At 50.7% G+C, this 16,234-nt stretch carries 14 protein-coding genes; 11 read left to right on the top strand and 3 right to left on the bottom strand.

Annotation, left to right across the window (positions count from 1 at the left end; translation table 11 throughout):
• Positions 1-157: 157 nt before the first annotated feature.
• A complete protein-coding gene (locus tag IE064_RS06205; RefSeq protein ID WP_189617103.1) occupies positions 158-517 on the top strand; it encodes a DOPA 4,5-dioxygenase family protein in 360 nt (119 codons plus the stop codon).
• Between the two features lie 7 nt (positions 518-524).
• On the opposite strand, the gene IE064_RS06200 is transcribed toward IE064_RS06205, so the two are convergent.
• A complete protein-coding gene (locus tag IE064_RS06200; RefSeq protein ID WP_189617102.1) occupies positions 525-1,088 on the bottom strand; it encodes a hypothetical protein in 564 nt (187 codons plus the stop codon).
• Positions 1,089-1,223: 135 nt separating this feature from the next.
• Complete coding sequence (locus tag IE064_RS06195) at positions 1,224-2,294, bottom strand: FAD:protein FMN transferase (RefSeq protein WP_229799880.1); 1,071 nt, start codon at positions 2,292-2,294, stop codon at positions 1,224-1,226.
• 176 nt (positions 2,295-2,470) lie between these two features.
• Here IE064_RS06195 and lgt point away from each other — a divergent pair, with 176 nt between their 5' ends.
• The 4 genes from lgt (at position 2,471) to IE064_RS06175 (ending at position 5,413) form a co-directional block, all read left to right on the top strand.
• Positions 2,471-3,247 carry a prolipoprotein diacylglyceryl transferase gene (gene lgt / locus IE064_RS06190; RefSeq protein WP_189617100.1) on the top strand — a complete coding sequence of 259 codons (777 nt, stop codon included), beginning with the start codon at positions 2,471-2,473 and terminating at the stop codon, positions 3,245-3,247.
• A 135-nt stretch (positions 3,248-3,382) separates the two neighbouring features.
• Positions 3,383-3,946, top strand: coding sequence for a cytochrome b (locus tag IE064_RS06185; protein WP_189617099.1), 564 nt, complete (start codon positions 3,383-3,385; stop codon positions 3,944-3,946).
• Between the two features lie 158 nt (positions 3,947-4,104).
• Entirely contained in the window at positions 4,105-4,869 is a 765-nt protein-coding gene (locus IE064_RS06180) for a CPBP family intramembrane glutamic endopeptidase (protein WP_189617098.1), read from the top strand.
• 85 nt (positions 4,870-4,954) lie between these two features.
• Positions 4,955-5,413 carry a YaiI/YqxD family protein gene (locus IE064_RS06175; protein WP_189617097.1) on the top strand — a complete coding sequence of 153 codons (459 nt, stop codon included), beginning with the start codon at positions 4,955-4,957 and terminating at the stop codon, positions 5,411-5,413.
• Between the two features lie 236 nt (positions 5,414-5,649).
• Here the strand turns inward: IE064_RS06175 and flhA are convergent, their stop codons facing one another.
• The gene (gene flhA / locus IE064_RS06170; RefSeq protein ID WP_189617096.1) at positions 5,650-7,746 is read right to left on the bottom strand and encodes a formate hydrogenlyase transcriptional activator FlhA; all 2,097 of its coding nucleotides are present in this window, start codon (positions 7,744-7,746) and stop codon (positions 5,650-5,652) included.
• A 1,102-nt stretch (positions 7,747-8,848) separates the two neighbouring features.
• Between flhA and IE064_RS06165 the strand changes: the two genes are divergently transcribed.
• From IE064_RS06165 to IE064_RS06140, 6 genes are read left to right on the top strand one after another with little or no spacing between them, the layout of a single operon-like run.
• The gene (locus IE064_RS06165) at positions 8,849-9,478 is read left to right on the top strand and encodes a 4Fe-4S dicluster domain-containing protein (RefSeq protein ID WP_189617095.1); all 630 of its coding nucleotides are present in this window, start codon (positions 8,849-8,851) and stop codon (positions 9,476-9,478) included.
• Positions 9,475-11,499 carry a hydrogenase 4 subunit B gene (hyfB, locus tag IE064_RS06160; protein ID WP_189617094.1) on the top strand — a complete coding sequence of 675 codons (2,025 nt, stop codon included), beginning with the start codon at positions 9,475-9,477 and terminating at the stop codon, positions 11,497-11,499. The genes IE064_RS06165 and hyfB overlap by 4 nt, the downstream gene beginning before the upstream one ends.
• A gap of 10 nt (positions 11,500-11,509) precedes the next feature.
• A complete protein-coding gene (locus tag IE064_RS06155; protein ID WP_278250731.1) occupies positions 11,510-12,460 on the top strand; it encodes a respiratory chain complex I subunit 1 family protein in 951 nt (316 codons plus the stop codon).
• A 15-nt stretch (positions 12,461-12,475) separates the two neighbouring features.
• A complete protein-coding gene (locus IE064_RS06150; RefSeq protein ID WP_189617093.1) occupies positions 12,476-13,915 on the top strand; it encodes a hydrogenase 4 subunit D in 1,440 nt (479 codons plus the stop codon).
• 12 nt (positions 13,916-13,927) lie between these two features.
• Positions 13,928-14,578 carry a hydrogenase 4 membrane subunit gene (gene hyfE / locus IE064_RS06145; RefSeq protein WP_133039419.1) on the top strand — a complete coding sequence of 217 codons (651 nt, stop codon included), beginning with the start codon at positions 13,928-13,930 and terminating at the stop codon, positions 14,576-14,578.
• Between the two features lie 5 nt (positions 14,579-14,583).
• Positions 14,584-16,194, top strand: coding sequence for a hydrogenase 4 subunit F (locus tag IE064_RS06140; protein ID WP_189617092.1), 1,611 nt, complete (start codon positions 14,584-14,586; stop codon positions 16,192-16,194).
• Positions 16,195-16,234: the final 40 nt, after the last annotated feature.

The raw sequence follows: 16,234 nt of genomic DNA, 5'->3' as shown, positions 1-16,234 counted from the left end.
TTTCAAAAATCTAGTAGGTGGTGTGATTTGCCACCGCAAAATCGATAACTATCAGCATGCTTTATCGTAAAAATTGCGCTTTAATCTGTTAAAGCGCCTGAATAATTTTGTACAAGCGTGGTCGTGGGCAGCGCAATTCTTGCTGCAAGGAGCCGTTATGACAATTCCAGCGAACGAGTTTGCACATTATCATGCTCATTTATATTTCGATGAAACGACACAGGAGTTTGCGGCCGAACTGCGTTATACCATCAGTCATGAATTGGGCTTACCGGTTGGTCCGTTTAATACCCGTTTGGTGGGACCGCATTTGTGTTGGAGTTTTGAAACCGCATTTACCCAGGCTGAATTTCCTCAGTTTGTCCCCTGGATGGATCGGCATCGCAGAGGACTTTCGGTAATGATCCATGCGGTGACCGGCGCACATTATCATGATCATACCCAGCACATCTTCTGGCTGGGGAACCCTAAGCCACTAAATCTCAACGTGTTTAATCCAAGTGTTGCTGCGGATTAAGGGTAGTTTACAGTTGTTTAAGATTGATAGCATTGGCCAACTGTTCAATAACGGACTGCGCCGCGGTGTCGCCTCTAAGGGTTATCATGGCGTTACTGTGGGTGACAAACTGCAGTTCAAACTGATCGCCTTCAGTTTTTTGTACCGCGTTTAATCCCTGCACTTTTACCAGCTTGCCGCCTGACATGACGATCACCGAAGGATTACTTAGCATCGCGGTAAACGCCTGCAACATGGGCGAATCTAGCAGCATCTCAATATCAACGCTGTGCTGATCGTTATAGTAATTGCGTGACACACTAATGCCGCCACCCAACACCGCACCAGCGGCAACATTAGTGTCAGCATCCCGTGCTTGCCAGCCAGTGGGAGCATCGGGAAATGCTTTGACGACTTCAGCCGCTTTTTGCTGCCGTATCAGCGTTGCCGCATAATCAAGTTGGGCGGCGGCTTGGGATAATTCTCCGGCCTGATAGTGTTTTGAAGCATTGTTGATAGCATCGGTGACATCATTCGCCTCGACAGCAAAACAGCTGAGTGTCAGGAACGCCAGGGCTGCAAGTCTGAACATTTTCATTCCTTTGATTGATAAATAACCATCGCCAGTATAGCCAGCCATTTCACACCTTGCTAGTGCCTATCTTGGTTTCGTTCCATGATCAAAATACAGTGACGAAATTTTTTTAATTATTTGAAAATAATCAGCTTAATTCTCAAATTTGACACGCTTGCTAGCCGTTAGAGCAGCACTTTTGCTATTGTGAAAAGCGTCTTTATCATGCTCAATAAAGAACACTTCCAATTGTTGTGCTTTGGCAACTTGCTGGCCGGCATTTGGCCCCAGACACAACATGGCGGTGGCCCAGGCATCGCTGACTCTAGCGTCCGTCCCAAAAACGGAGGCGGATACCAGATTGTGGGTGACTGGTGCTCCGGTGCGTGGATCCAGAATATGGGAGTATTCTTTGCCGTTTTCGTCAAAGTGATGCCGATAAGTTCCAGAAGTGTCTAAGGTCACTCCATTTTCATCATTGGTGGTGATGATACTGTAGGGTTGTCGTTCATCATCTTGTTTGTCAGGGCGATCAATCGCTATGCGCCACTTTTTACCGTCCGGTTTATGCCCGCGAATTTTCATATCTCCGCCAAATTCCACCAGATAGTTGGTGATGTGATGGTTTTCCAACACGGCGGCGAGTTTGCTGATGCTGTAGCCTTCTCCCATAGAGGAAAAGTTTAACTGCAGCCCTGGCAGGGTCTTGCGGATACGTTGACCAGTATGATCAATTTCTATCTTGTCCATGCCAATTTCGGCTTTGATGGACGCAATTTCAGCGGCTGTAGGCAGATTGAATTCATCTTTCTGAAAACCCCACAGGTTGAATAATGGGCCGATCGTTGGGTCATAACAACCGCCGGTTTTATGATTGATATCCTTGGCAATCTCTATCAACTGAATAAAGTCGGCTGACGCTGGCTGCCAGTCGGTTGAGCTGCTGTGATTGAGTTTGGAAATATAGGAGTCATCCCGATAGGTGGATAGCTCTGCATCAATCTGTGCCAATGTGGCATTAAACGCTTGTTCAATATCTTGCGTTGGCACCATTTTTTCGGACCACCAACTGATGTGATAAGTCGTGCCCTGCGCGTATCCTTCTATTTTTTGTAGTTGTGGTGATGCAGAATAGTGCCGCAAGCCAAAGATAATGGCGATGCAGAACAGCAGGGATAGTAGGATTTTTAAAGGAGAAAGTCGCGGTTGTCCAGAAGTTGACACTGTGAAGCCCTGTGGCATAACGAGAGTGGCCCAAGTCTATCATTCGTGTTTGGCCGACTCCAGCGTCAGTCCCGTGCCGACGGGAACGTGCTAAGTTTATGAAATTTTTCACGAGGTGTGCCAGTGTCCCGTGAAGAGTGTTACGCTTCGCGGCAAAGCATTTTGATGGAGCGACAATGATCGACTGGAATCTCAATCCGATATTGGTACATTTTGGACCCATTGCAGTGCATTGGTATGGACTGTTTTTTGTTGGGGGATTTTTGTTGGGTTATCGCCTGATGCAGTGGATTTGTGTTCGAGAAGGTTTCGACACTGAGCCCCTTGATAATCTCCTGTTGTATATTTTTGCCGGAGCCATCATCGGTGCGCGGTTGGGCCATGTGATCTTTTATGATCCGGCTTTCTATTTTGCACACCCAATAGAGATCTTGAAAATCTGGCGTGGTGGTTTGGCTAGTCACGGTGGCACGGTGGGGGTCATTTTGGCGATTTGGTTATTTGTGCGAAAACATTCCCAAATTGATTTGCTGTGGTTATTGGACCGATTGGTGGTGCCTACGGCGCTTACCGCTTGTTTTATCCGCCTTGGCAATTTCATGAATTCAGAGATCGTGGGATTGCCAACTCATGGTCACTGGGGCGTAGTGTTCGAGAGGATCGATAATTTGCCAAGACATCCGGTGCAACTTTATGAAGCCGCTAGCTACCTGTTGATTTTTATCTTGTTGCTAATGCTTTATCGCCGTAATGGTTTCCCAAAACGAGGCTTCAGTTTCGGCATTTTTATGGTGTTGGTTTTCGGTAGCCGTTTCCTCTTGGAATATGTCAAAACACCGCAGGCAGCCTATGCTGCGGATTGGATGAGTGTCGGTCAGTGGCTGAGTATTCCATTTATTCTATTAGGCGGGATATTCATCTGGCGTAGTTATCGACAGCCGATGCTTAGGTGAACTCGATAGGGTTTCTTTATTAGGACACATTGAAATTATCGAAAATATGCATTAATTGCTGCGATTTATTGGCATTTTAATTGTTAAAAAAGAGTTTATTATCAGCATTAGCTAATAACTTATAGAGAACACCTCATGGCAACTCAAAACAGATCATATACTGGAACTGCCAAAGCGCTGCATTGGGCGATGGCAATTGTAATTTTAACGGCTATGGCAATCGGCGCCTATTCAGGGCTGTTTTTGTCATATGGTATTGATGCGGCGCACGACCTGCAAAAAAGTGACACCATCACCTTGCATAAGTCGATTGCTACCATCAGCTTATTCTTGATTGTGCTGCGTATCATTTGGCGCGTGACTCATCGGCCGCCAGCGCTGACAGGTATGAGCCCAATGATGATAAAGGCCGCGCATGCCGGGCATCATCTGTTGTATCTGCTGATGGTATTAGTGCCGGTTGTTGGCTGGGCATATAGTTCTGCCGCAGGTTATCCTATTCCGGTGGCTGGTCTGTTCACCATTCCACCATTACTGCCTAAATCCCCAGATTTGGTGCCATACATTTCTACCATTCACAGTGTGTTAGCATATACCTTGTTGGTAGTGATTGTGGGTCACGTAGGCTTTGCGCTGAAACATTACTTTATTGATAAAGATGACACCTTGCAGTCGATGCTGCCGGGTCATAAGCAATAACTGGTTGCAAGCCTATATCAATATAGCCACAGATAGCTTGCTGTCGGTGGCTATTTTTTTAGGTGTTTTAAGACATAATATGTCAAATAAATCTTGCATCTAGTGCCGAATTCGCTAAGGTAGGTTGTATTGTTGACATAATATGTCTTGGTTAAGGAATGACATCGAAATATTATTTTAACTGGCCTTTGTTATGGTTGCTGTTTGTACTAGGTATTAGCGGTCAGTTATCGCTGCTACCAGTGCTCAATACATTGTTGTCTGCGGTGGTAGCTCCTTTGCCATTACCACAGTGGTCATTAATACTGCTGTCTATCTTGCAAACGACCGTGATATTGCTTTGTGCACTCATGCTAGGCAATTGGTGTAGTGTCAGAGTGGACTTGGGCGCTCCATTATTCGCGGCGTGGTTGGCGCGGAAGCCTATTCGATGGCGAGATGTGCAGGATCCATTACTGATGGCGGGACTGGTTGCCATCCTCTGTAGTATTTTGTTGTTATGTTTACAGCAGGTCGCTATTCCACGATTACCGGCAGATTTTATTGCCAACAGTAGTAAGTTGGATTTGCCACTTTACAGTCGGCTGCTGTATGGCGGCCTAACGGAAGAATTACTTGTCCGTTGGGGCGCCATGTCATTTTTGTTGTGGCTGTTTTATCGTATTTTTTGTCGCGGTAACTTGGCTCCCCCACGTACGTATATTTGGTTAAGTATTGTCTTATCTGCATTGCTTTTCGGTTTAGGGCATCTGCCTGCTGCATCAATGTTAACTACCTCCGCCAATTCATTTCTGTTCATTTACCTGTTGTTGGGCAATGGTATCTTCGGTATTGCTGCTGGCTGGTTGTTCTGGCGTTATGGCTTGGAGGCGGCGATGTTGGCACACATGCTGATTCATCTGATGCTATATATGGCTAACTAACAGCCGTAAACTTAGGTGTATAGGTTATTGTGGGTCATTAAGGTAAAATTTCAAATATATTCAACATATTCCTGGTTAGAGTACTATGAAAATTTGGGTTGATGCTGACGCCTGTCCAGCAGTGATTAAAGAGGTACTGTATCGTGCAGCGGAGCGTTGTCAGGTGGCTGTGACATTGGTGGCAAATCAACCGCTACGAATACCAAAGTCTGCGTTTATCAACACATTACAAGTGATGAAAGGCTTTGATGTGGCGGATAATGAAATCGTAGCGCGAGTGGCCGCGGGCGATCTGGTGATCACCTCGGACATCCCATTGGCAGCCGACGTGTTGCAGAAAGGTGGCAGAGCATTGAGTCCGAGGGGGGACGCTTTTACCGCTGACAATATTCGGGCGCGTCTGACCATGCGCGATTTTATGGATACGTTACGTGCCAGTGGTATCGAGTCTGGTGGGCCTGCGGCACTGAACCAGGCAGACCGTCAAGCCTTTGCTAATGCGTTGGATAAGCTACTGGCGCAATATCAGAAATCCCGGAATTGATTTTGCGTTATTGCTTTTTGCATTTTGTATTAATCGTCTCGCGATACGCATCAGTCGAATCACTCAATGCTGGAATTTGAATTTAATTTATTGAGTTTTAATGATTTTTTGTTATTTCAGTTGAGGAATGTTCTTCAGCTCCGCACAAGGCTGTTGTGAGGCGTGCCCACGCTGAGCGATATTCAATGCCGTGTTAGCCAGGCTGGAAGCTCCCCGTGCAACGTGAAGGTTATTGGCTATACCAGCGCGGTTTCTTTATCGATCCCCAAGCGTTTCATGCGCGACAGTAGGGTGGTGCGTTTCAAACCGAGTTTGTGCGCTGCACCTCGCGGCCCAGCAACAATGCCGTTAGTTTCCTGCAACACGGCAACAATCCGCTGGTATTCGTCGTCTTCTTCGGCATTACGCTGTGGTTGCGGTTCGTAAGGGCTTAGCTGTAGTTCCTCTTCGGCATCAAACAGGCCCAGTTCGGGAGGTAGTTGCAACACATGACCAGTGGTCAGGAGTACCGCCCGTTCAATAACATTCTGTAATTCACGAATATTACCCGGCCAGTCCATCTCCTGCAGTTGCCGCAACACCCTCGATGGGATGCTGTCGATGTTGCGCCCCATGTGCTTGCTGGCGCGGAACACAAAGTACTTTGCCAAGTGCGGAATGTCGTCGCGACGTTCACTTAACGGTGGCAAGCGGATAGGAAATACATTGAGACGGTAGAACAGATCAGAACGGAATTCCTTATCTGTCACCATCTGTTTCAGATCGCGATTGGTAGCCGCGATCAGGCGCACATCGACATTGATCAGCCGGTTGCCGCCAACCCGCTCAAACTCTTGTTCCTGTAATACTCGTAGCAGTTTAGGTTGCAGCTCCAGCGGCATATCACCGACTTCATCAAGGAACAAACTGCTTTGATGTGCCAGTTCAAAGCGCCCCATACGTTCTTTACTGGCGCCGGTAAAAGCACCTTTTTCATGGCCGAACAGATCGCTTTCCAGCAAGCCTGCGGGCATGGCGGCGCAATTCATTTTTATCATGCGTTTGCCGTTACGGGGACTTAGGCGGTGGATGGCACGAGCAAACACCTCTTTGCCTGTTCCGGTATCGCCGAGTAACAGCACACTGCAGTCGGTTTTCGCCACCAGCTCTACTTGCTTCAATACTTCAGTGATGGCTTTACTCCGGCCAATAATTTCATCAAATTGCTGATGGCTGAGACTCTCCACTTGTTCACTGAGATAGTTATTCTCCTGCACCAGATTATCTTTCAGGCGGTTGATTTCCTGGTAGGCTCGCGCGTTATCTACGGCGATGGCCGTGCGCTCGGCAACTTGTGCCAGCAACTGCAAGCGCGAACCTTGGAAACACGCTTCGTCAGCCTGCGCCAGCTTCAGCACGCCTAACACTTGTCCGGCAAATTTTATGGGGATCAGACACAGCAGGTGTGAATCTGCTGGCCACAGATTAAATAATTGGGTTTCGTTACAGGCCAGAGGATCGTCCTTTGACAATTGTCGTAACAGGATTTCGCCACTGTCGAGCACTTGTTGGCAAATACTGCGTGAAGCGCTGATATGGATCTGAGCTTCCTGTGGTTTGCCGGGCTGCACGAAAAAGGCGTTATAAAGCGTCAGATTGTTGGGATCCGTTTCTGGCAAACATACGCTGATGGCGTTAATCCCAAAGTAACAGTGAATTTCTCTGGCGATTTTATCCACCAGCGATTCGACACTACGCTCGGTGATAACGGCGTTGGTGACATTGACCAGCACGTGGAAGTCATCGCGTTCTTCACACAATTGCCCTTGTTCAAAATTCAGTGCCAGCCGTGACTGCAGGTGTTCCAGCGCAATACCGATAGATTCGGCCACCAGTTCCAGATGGGCAATGTCGTCGTCTGTGAACTGCCCGGTATCATGGCGAGTGATCTCCAATAATCCCATGAGTCGGTGATGGTTCAGAATAGGCAGGGCCAGATAATCACCAAATGGCTGGGGACGGATGCTCACGCTTAAACGCGGATAGCGTTGACGGTAGTCTTCACAACTAAGATGCAGCACGGTCCTGGATGCTTGCACTATGCGTAACGGGCCGTTTTGCAGTAAGGAGGCTTCGTCAAAACTGCGGATGCCGCCATCATCAGCTTCGAGGTAAAGCCGTGGTACTGCCATCGGGCCATCCACTAGCACCGAACAGTCATAGGGTAATCCTATTTCAACAAAATGCTGATTCAGGCTCTGCAGCATAGTATCAACACTGGCTTGATCCAGCAGTTGATGCGTCAGCCTCAGGCAGCTTTTCTGTTCACTAAGGTATTGAAATCGCTGTGCCATAGTTCCAAATTCTATTACAACAACATAAAGGCCATTGTGCCGAGACAGGGTTGTTTTTGACAGCTGTCACTCGGTACACAGCGCATCCATGCAGTTCGCTAAGACGGACGATTTATTAAAACATATTCTCATCTATCAAAATGCGATTACATCCCAACTCTCCAGGGGTTCCTGACGTAATTGCAGTGTTAGTCACAAACTACCTGAATTATATGAATTAGGGCAAGCCAGCCTGGTTGGCGAAGTAACTGAATGGGTCATTATGGCCTGCAATGTTGTTGGCTTGCTGGCATGTGAACCGGGTAAAGAAAATGGTGAAAGCATCTGTATGGGAATGTTGCATAAGAAGTTTTCCTTAAGGCGCGGTACGCCCTCGTTATTATTAGTTTGCCTAGCGAACCACCGCAATTTCGTCGGCTACGCCTTGGATAAGACGTCACACACTTTTTACGATCATCAGTTTGTGCCGATCACCGCAAAACCACAGCGGTTAATTAACCGCATTTCTCCCCAAGGAGCGGTAAATACGCGGTGTTGCTAACTCGAAATACCGATGACCAGTGCGGTGTATCTCAATATGTTCCTTCAACATGGCAGCAACATGGCAGCGCGGTTGGCATAGAAGTATTCGTTGCCATTACCACTACCTTTCCTTATCTGGCGCGTTAGCACGTGCACATATAGAACTCAGCAAAAATAGTGCCAGCCATGCCATCGAGTTAACCGCAGGTTATCAAGCGGTGTCACTACTGTCGAATTCAGCTAGTGTCGAAGCTCAATTGAACGTTATGTTACCCTGAAATTTATTGCAACTATATGAAATTAAACGGTTAAAAAATATTTTTCGCAGTTGGCGCAGAAAATGCTCACTAGGGACATTGGTCAGCCATTTGGGGTGGCCGCTTAACCGGAGCATTGCTCGCCGGGATGCAGGTCAGACGATCAGCAATATAGCCCCGATACGCGCAAAGCCCCGCTTCATGGGAAGTTGTCCCGGTTTTTAGCTCAGGGTTACAGGTGTCGACAGATCTGTCAGTGGCAGCTAAGTCGTCAAAAGTGACGAAATGGGCTCAAGGTGGGATCAAGTGCTTAGAGAGAGTATATGAACCGTTTTGTCATTGCCGATCCGCAACTGTGCATCGGCTGCAATACCTGCATGGCGGCGTGTTCAGAGGCACACCGGCTACAAGGGTTACAGACCGAACCAAGACTGGTGGTGATGCGTAGTGCTGAAGAATCAGCGCCACAGATGTGTCATCAGTGTGAGGATGCCCCTTGTGCCACTGTGTGTCCCGTCAACGCTATCCGCCGTGAGGATGAAGCCATCGTACTCAACGAAAGCCTGTGTATTGGCTGTAAGCTGTGTGCTATTGCCTGTCCGTTCGGTGCCATTACCCTCAGTGGTTCTAAACCACTGGATATTCCATTGGATGTCTGCACGCCTTTGGCGGCTCCAGCCCCACGTCCCCCTCGTGCCATCAGCCCGCTATTGGACTGGCGACCTGGGATCCGAGCTGTTGCGGTGAAGTGCGACTTGTGTAGCTTCCGGCCGGAAGGCCCCGCCTGTATTGATACCTGCCCGACCAGTGCCATTGTACTGGTGAGCGACGCGGAGCTTGCTAAAGCATCGGCGCGTAAACGGCAATTGGCGTCGCTGCCCAATTCCGGGAGCTGGCATGCTCAGTCTGCCACTGGCACTGTTGCTGCAACTGATGAGGGGCAAAAATTATGATGACGCCATTAAGCTGGTTGGGACTCTCGTTGGCGCTCTACATGGTTGGCGCCCTGTTGTCGCTGCTGTTGTGCCGCAATGAGGCACTGGCGATTCGTGTGAGTGGCTTACTGTCGCTCGTCGGCGGGATTGCTGGGGTTATCGCAGCGTTGCCAGTGCTGCTAGACGGAGGGGTTATCACTGCCGATTATGCCGGACCTTTTGCGGCGTTTGCGCATCTGACACTGCGACTGGATATGCTGGCAGCGTTTATGGTGCTGGTCATTTCCATTCTGGTGGTGGTGACTTCGCTGTATTCATTCGCTTACCTGCAGGAATATCGTGGAAAAGGTGCTTGGGCGATGGGGTTCTTCATGAACCTGTTTATCGCTTCTATGGTGGCGCTGGTGGCGGTAGATAACGCCTTCTACTTTATCGTGTTGTTTGAAGCGATGTCTCTCAGTTCCTATTTCTTGGTGATCTCGGAGCAGGATGATGAAGCGGTAGGGGCGGGGTTGTTGTACTTCTTTATCGCCCATGCGGGATCTGTGCTGATCATGCTCGGTTTCTTCCTGCTGTACCGTCATGCGGGAAGCTTAGATTTTGCCGCTTTCCGTGAAGCGCATTTGCCCGTCGGTGAAGCGTCTGCAGTGTTCTTGCTAGCGTTCTTTGGCTTTGGTGCCAAAGCTGGGATGCTGCCGCTTCACGGGTGGTTGCCTCGCGCTCACCCGGCTGCGCCTTCTCATGCATCCGCCTTGATGTCTGGGGTGATGGTGAAGATAGGGATCTTCGGTATCATCAAGGTGGGCATTGATTTGCTGGGGGCGACCGAAGTGTGGTGGGGCGTAGTGGTGCTGGCCTTCGGCGCCGTCTCCTCCGTACTCGGTGTGTTGTATGCACTGGCCGAGCACGACATCAAACGTCTGCTGGCTTATCACACCGTTGAAAACATCGGCATCATCCTGATGGGCGTGGGTGCCGGGATGATAGGGATTGCCACCCATCACCCATTGCTGGCGCTACTGGGATTGCTAGGGGGATTGTATCACCTGATCAACCATGCGCTGTTTAAAGGCTTGTTATTCCTCGGCGCTGGCGCGGTTATCTACCGCACCCACACCAAGGATATGGAGCAGATGGGCGGACTTGCCAAACTGATGCCGCGGACAGCGGTGGCGTTCCTCATCGGCTGTATGGCAATTTCCGCACTGCCGCCACTGAACGGTTTTGTCAGTGAGTGGTTCACTTATCAGTCCCTGTTCACCATGAGCCACGACGGCAGTGTGGGCCTAAAACTGGCAGGTCCGGCCGCTATCGTCATGTTGGCGATTACCGGGGCGCTGGCCGCCATGTGCTTCGTCAAAGTGTATGGTATTTGCTTCTGTGGTGCGCCGCGTAGTGAAAAAGCTGCCAATGCCCGTGAAGTGCCTTTCAGTATGACCAGTGCCATGTGGCTACTCGCCATTCTGTGCGTACTTCTGGGGGTGGGTGCCGCCGTGGTTGCGCCAGTGATCACCAATATCGCTGCGCAACTGAGTCATACCTCGGCCATTGCGATGGCCAGTGGTGCCAGCGTGTTCCCGGGCGATGTGACTCAGACCAGCCTTAACACACCGTTGCTGTTTATCTTGCTGCTGGCGCTGCCGTTGTTGCCGCTGATTATCTACAGCGTCAAAGGTGGCAGTGATCGACTGCGCTTTACCCGCCGTGGTACGCCTTGGGCTTGTGGTTATGGCTACGAGGCCAAAATGGCCTTGTCTGCTGGAAGTTTTGCGCAGCCATTGCGGGTGTTGTTTGCGCCGCTCTATCGCTTGCGTAAGACACTCGACCCTGCGCCCATGTTGCAACGGTCTCTAGCTGCCACTACTGACGCAGCTGCCAAAGTTGAACCAGTCTGGGATGAACATCTGGTATTGCCAGTTGTGAGTGGGGTGCAACGACTCAGTCGTCTGGTGCAGTGGATCCAGTATGGCGATTTTCGTGCCTACTGCCTGTATGTGGTCGCAGCGCTGGTTGTGCTGTTGATCGTCACCATGGCCTAAGGAGTAGAGGATGATGATGCAAAATTCCTTGGTACTGGCACTGATTGCAGGACTGCTGCAAGCGGTGTTGTTAATGGCCGTGTCGCCACTGTTGTCAGGCCTGTCGCGGGTGATCCGCGCCAAGATGCACAGCCGCAAAGGGCCCGGTGTGTTGCAAGAATACCGCGATATTATGAAATTGCTCACCCGCCAGGAAGTTGCGCCTAGCAACTGTGGTGGGGTATTCCGGGTGATGCCGTTTGTGCTGCTTGGCACCATGTTGCTGGTGGCAATGACCTTGCCGCTAGTGACTCAGGTATCACCGATGGCGGCGGGTGGTGATGTGATCACCTTACTTTATCTGTTCGCGGTTTTCCGTTTCTTCTTCTCGCTAGCAGGGCTGGATTCTGGCAGCACCTTTGCCGGTATTGGTGCCAGCCGTGAGCTGACGCTGGGGATCTTGGTGGAACCCATTCTGATGTTAGGCCTGCTGGTGGTGGCGCTGATAGTGGGGTCTACCAATATCAGCAACATTAGCAGCACGCTGGCATCGCAGCAATGGGCAGCCCCAACCGCTACTGCCATGGCACTGCTGGCCTGCGCCTTCGCAGTGTTCATTGAAATGGGCAAAATCCCGTTCGATGTGGCCGAAGCCGAGCAGGAACTGCAAGAAGGTCCGCTATCTGAATACTCTGGTGCCGGTCTGGCGCTGGTGAAATGGGGCATCAGCCTCAAACAGGTAGTGGTTGCCGGATTGTTTCTCGCCATCTTCGTGCCGTTTGGTAAAGCCGACACCCTCACTGTTGCCAGCCTGTTGCTAGGAACCTTGGCCTTTGTGGTCAAGCTGGTACTGGTGTTTGTGGTGGCCGCCGTGATTGAAAATACGCTTGCCCGTGGTCGTTTCCTGTTGACCGGACGGGTGACCTGGATGGGCTTCGGCGTTGCGGCGCTGGCGTTCATGTTCTATCTGACCGGGCTATAAGGAGTCAGCATTCTTATGGAGAATATTGCGCTTGCGACCATGCTGCTGCCGTTTATCGGCGCACTGTTGATCGCTTTGATGCCACAGCGACACGCCAAGGTGCTGTGCACGCTGTTCGCGCTGCTGGCCACTTTGGGTATGGCGGCTCTGGCCTACGCCTATCTGGACAGCGGTAAAACCGATGTGACGTTCACCCTATACAGTTATGGGCATACCCAGCTGTTTGGTTTTGTGATGGATCGCGTCAGTCTGTTGATTGGTTTTGCCGTGGTGTCCCTCGGCTTTCTGATCAGCCTTTATTCCTGTGGTTATCTCACGGTTGGCAACCGGGAACATCCGCACGAAGGCAGTAATCGTTATTATGCCTTGTTGCTGGTGTTCATCGGGGCGATGGCGGGCTTGACGTTGTCATCCACCATCCTCGGACAACTGTTGTTTTTCGAAATCACTGGCGGCTGTTCTTGGGGGTTGATTGGCTACTATCAGAGTCCCAAGTCATTGCGTTCAGCTTTGAAAGCCTTGCTGGTGACTCACATCGCCTCTGTTGGTTTGTATCTGGCGGCGGCTTGGCTGTTTGCCAAAACCGGGACTTTTGAGCTAACGGCTATCAGTCAGCTCAGTGATGCCGACAAGCTGGTGGTGTTCGGCGGTGTACTGTTTGCAGCCTGGGGTAAATCAGCACAACTGCCACTGCACATGTGGTTGCCAGATGCGATGGAAGCGCCAACGCCAGTCAGTGCCTACTTGCATGCTGCTTCCATGGTGAAAGTGGGCGTTTACATCTTTGCCCGCGCCATTATGTCGGCGGGGACTGTGCCTCATGAAATCGGGGTAGTCGGCGCGGTAATGGCAACCATCACTATGGTGTATGGCTTCCTGATGTATCTGCCGCAGAAAGATATGAAACGTCTGCTGGCCTATTCCACTATTGCGCAGTTGTCTTACATCTTTCTGGCACTGTCACTGTCCATCTTCAATTCGAAAATGGCCTTTGATGCCGGTATTGCTTACATCTTCAACCACGCTTATGCCAAGAGCTTGTTCTTCCTTGTGGCTGGTGCCCTCAGTTATGCCTGTGGCACCCGTATGTTGCCACAGTTGAAAGGCCTGTTGCGTTGTATGCCGCTATTGGGCATTGGCTTCTGTGTGGCGGCAATGGCGATTGCCGGGGTGCCACCGTTTAACGGCTTCTTTAGTAAATTCCCGCTGTTTGCGGCGGGCTTTGAACTGAGCCATGAGCACTGGTGGCTGTTACCGCTGTTGATTATTGCGCTGATTGAATCGGTCGCCAGTTTTGCCTGGTTGCTGTTGTGGTTCGGTCGTACCGTGCCCGGTGAACCCTCAACTGAAGTGGCTAATGCGTCCGCGGTGCCAATGTCGATGAAGATAGTGCTGGTGGTGTTGATTGTGATGTCGCTGATCTCCAGCGTTATTGCGGCAACCTGGCTGGCGTAAGGGAGAAATCATATGACTGGAACATTGCTTGTCAATAACCTCGCCGGGCTGATGATTGTCACCTCCATGCTGGTGATTGCTGCGAAAAAACCGACGCTATCCGCCGGTCTGTATGCGCTGCAGTCGTTGGTGTTGGTGGGTATTTTCATCACGCTGGCGAATATGTTCGGGGCCCATGAGTTGTATATGTGGTCCATCAGTGCCTTCATTACCAAGGTGGTGCTGGTGCCACTGATCATGTATCGCGCCTTTTGCAAACTGGCAGATCCTAAAGCTGATGGCGGTGTTATTAGCACGGCGGCACTGTTTATGATCGCTGCCGCGATTGTGCTGGTGAGCTATTTTGCGGTGCAGCCGGTACAACTGCCAATGCTGACTGAGCTCAAGCCGGTGCTGGCGGTGTCGCTAGGGCATTTTCTTATCGGGCTGCTGTGTATTGTCAGTCAGCGCAATATCCTCAAGCAGGTGTTTGGTTACTGTCTGATGGAGAACGGCGCACATCTGACCCTCGCTTTGCTGGCACATGGTGCCCCAGAACTGGTGGAAATCGGCATTGCTACTGATGCCATTTTCGCCGTGATCATCATGGCGCTGATGGCGCGGCGTATATACCGCACCATGAACACTCTTGATGTTCAAAAACTGATCTCATTGAAAGGGTGAACAACATGGCTACATTGGATCTTTTTATCACCCTGCTGGCCATTCCACTCGTGACCTCGCTGCTGGCGTTTGCCTGTCGTCTAACTGGCGACGGCTCGCAAAAACTGGTCACTATGGTGCATGCTATCGGCAGTACCTTGCTACTGGTCACTTCACTGGTGGCTGTGTGGACCGTCTATCGTCAGGGCGAATTACTTGCCGCCCATAACTGGCTGCATCTTGATGGACTGAGTGCGCTGTTTCTGGCCATTCTCGGCATCATCGGCTTTATTACCGGTATCTATTCCATCGGCTATATGAACCATGAGGTCGATGATGGTGAAGTCAGTGTCGGCTCACTTTGCAGTTACTACGGCTTTTTCCATCTGTTCCTGTTCACCATGCTGTTGGTGATCACCAGCAACAATCTGATTGTGATGTGGGCGGCAATTGAAGCGACCACTCTCAGCTCAGCGTTTTTGGTGGGGCTTTATGGGCAGCAGTCTTCACTGGAAGCGGCCTGGAAATACATCATCATCTGTACCGTAGGCGTGGCGTTCGGTCTCTACGGTACTGTGTTGGTGTACTCCAATGCGGCCAATGTGATGGCCAATCCCGGCGATGCAATCTTCTGGACCGAGGTACTGCATCATGCTGGTGAACTGGATAGTACGCTGATGCATCTGGCGTTTATCTTCGTGCTCATCGGCTTTGGGACAAAAACTGGTTTGTTCCCTATGCACGCCTGGCTACCGGATGCTCATAGTGAAGCGCCAAGCCCTACCAGTGCGTTGCTGTCAGCAGTATTGCTGAACTGCGCGCTGCTGGTGATTGTGCGTTATTACATTCTGATTAGCGCTGCCATTGGTAACGAATTCCCACAGCGGCTGTTGCTGATCTTTGGCCTATTGTCCGTGGGTGTCGCCGCTTTCCTCATTTTGGTTCAGCACGACATGAAACGTCTGCTGGCCTATTCCAGTGTGGAAAACATGGGGCTGATTGCGGTGGCCTTGGGGATCGGTGGCCCGCTGGGCATTTTGGCCGCCATGCTGCACACCTTGAACCACAGTCTGGCAAAAACCCTGCTGTTTTGTGGCTCAGGCAACGTACTTTTGAAATATGGCACCCGCGATATGAATGCCATTAAAGGGTTGTTGCGGGTGGCGCCTTTCTCGGGGGCGTTACTGGCGGGCGGAGCCTTGGCTCTTGGCGGTATGCCACCATTTAACGTGTTCCTCAGTGAGTTTATGACAGTCACCGCGGGTATTCATGCTGGTCACTTATGGTTGGTATTACTGCTGCTGGCACTGCTGACCATTGTGTTGGCGGGACTGGTACGGATGGTAGTGATGTCGGTGCTGGGTAAGCAGCCTGACAATGTTAGCAAAGGTGAACTTGGTTGGCTGACGACAGCGCCGCTGGCGTTGCTACTAGCGCTGATGTTGCTGATGGGCACCCATATTCCACAACCGGTGACACAGTTGCTGCAACAGGCCACCACCATTGTGCTGAACGGTGATAAAGCCGGTGAAGCCGAATTGCGGGCGCTGTCGGTACCGGGTATGTCAACTACCGGGGCTGTCAGCACCACCGCTTCTCAATCAACCCCTTCCCAGCAGGAGATGTACCGTGACTAATCAAAACACTGTTGCCAATGCCGACCATAAAGCCGCTGGT

It is taken from the genome of Shewanella fodinae (genome assembly GCF_014651955.1).
Lineage (GTDB): Bacteria > Pseudomonadota > Gammaproteobacteria > Enterobacterales > Shewanellaceae > Shewanella > Shewanella fodinae.
The sequence above is the reverse complement of the archived record's forward strand: the minus strand, read 5'-3'. Positions and strand labels throughout refer to the sequence as shown.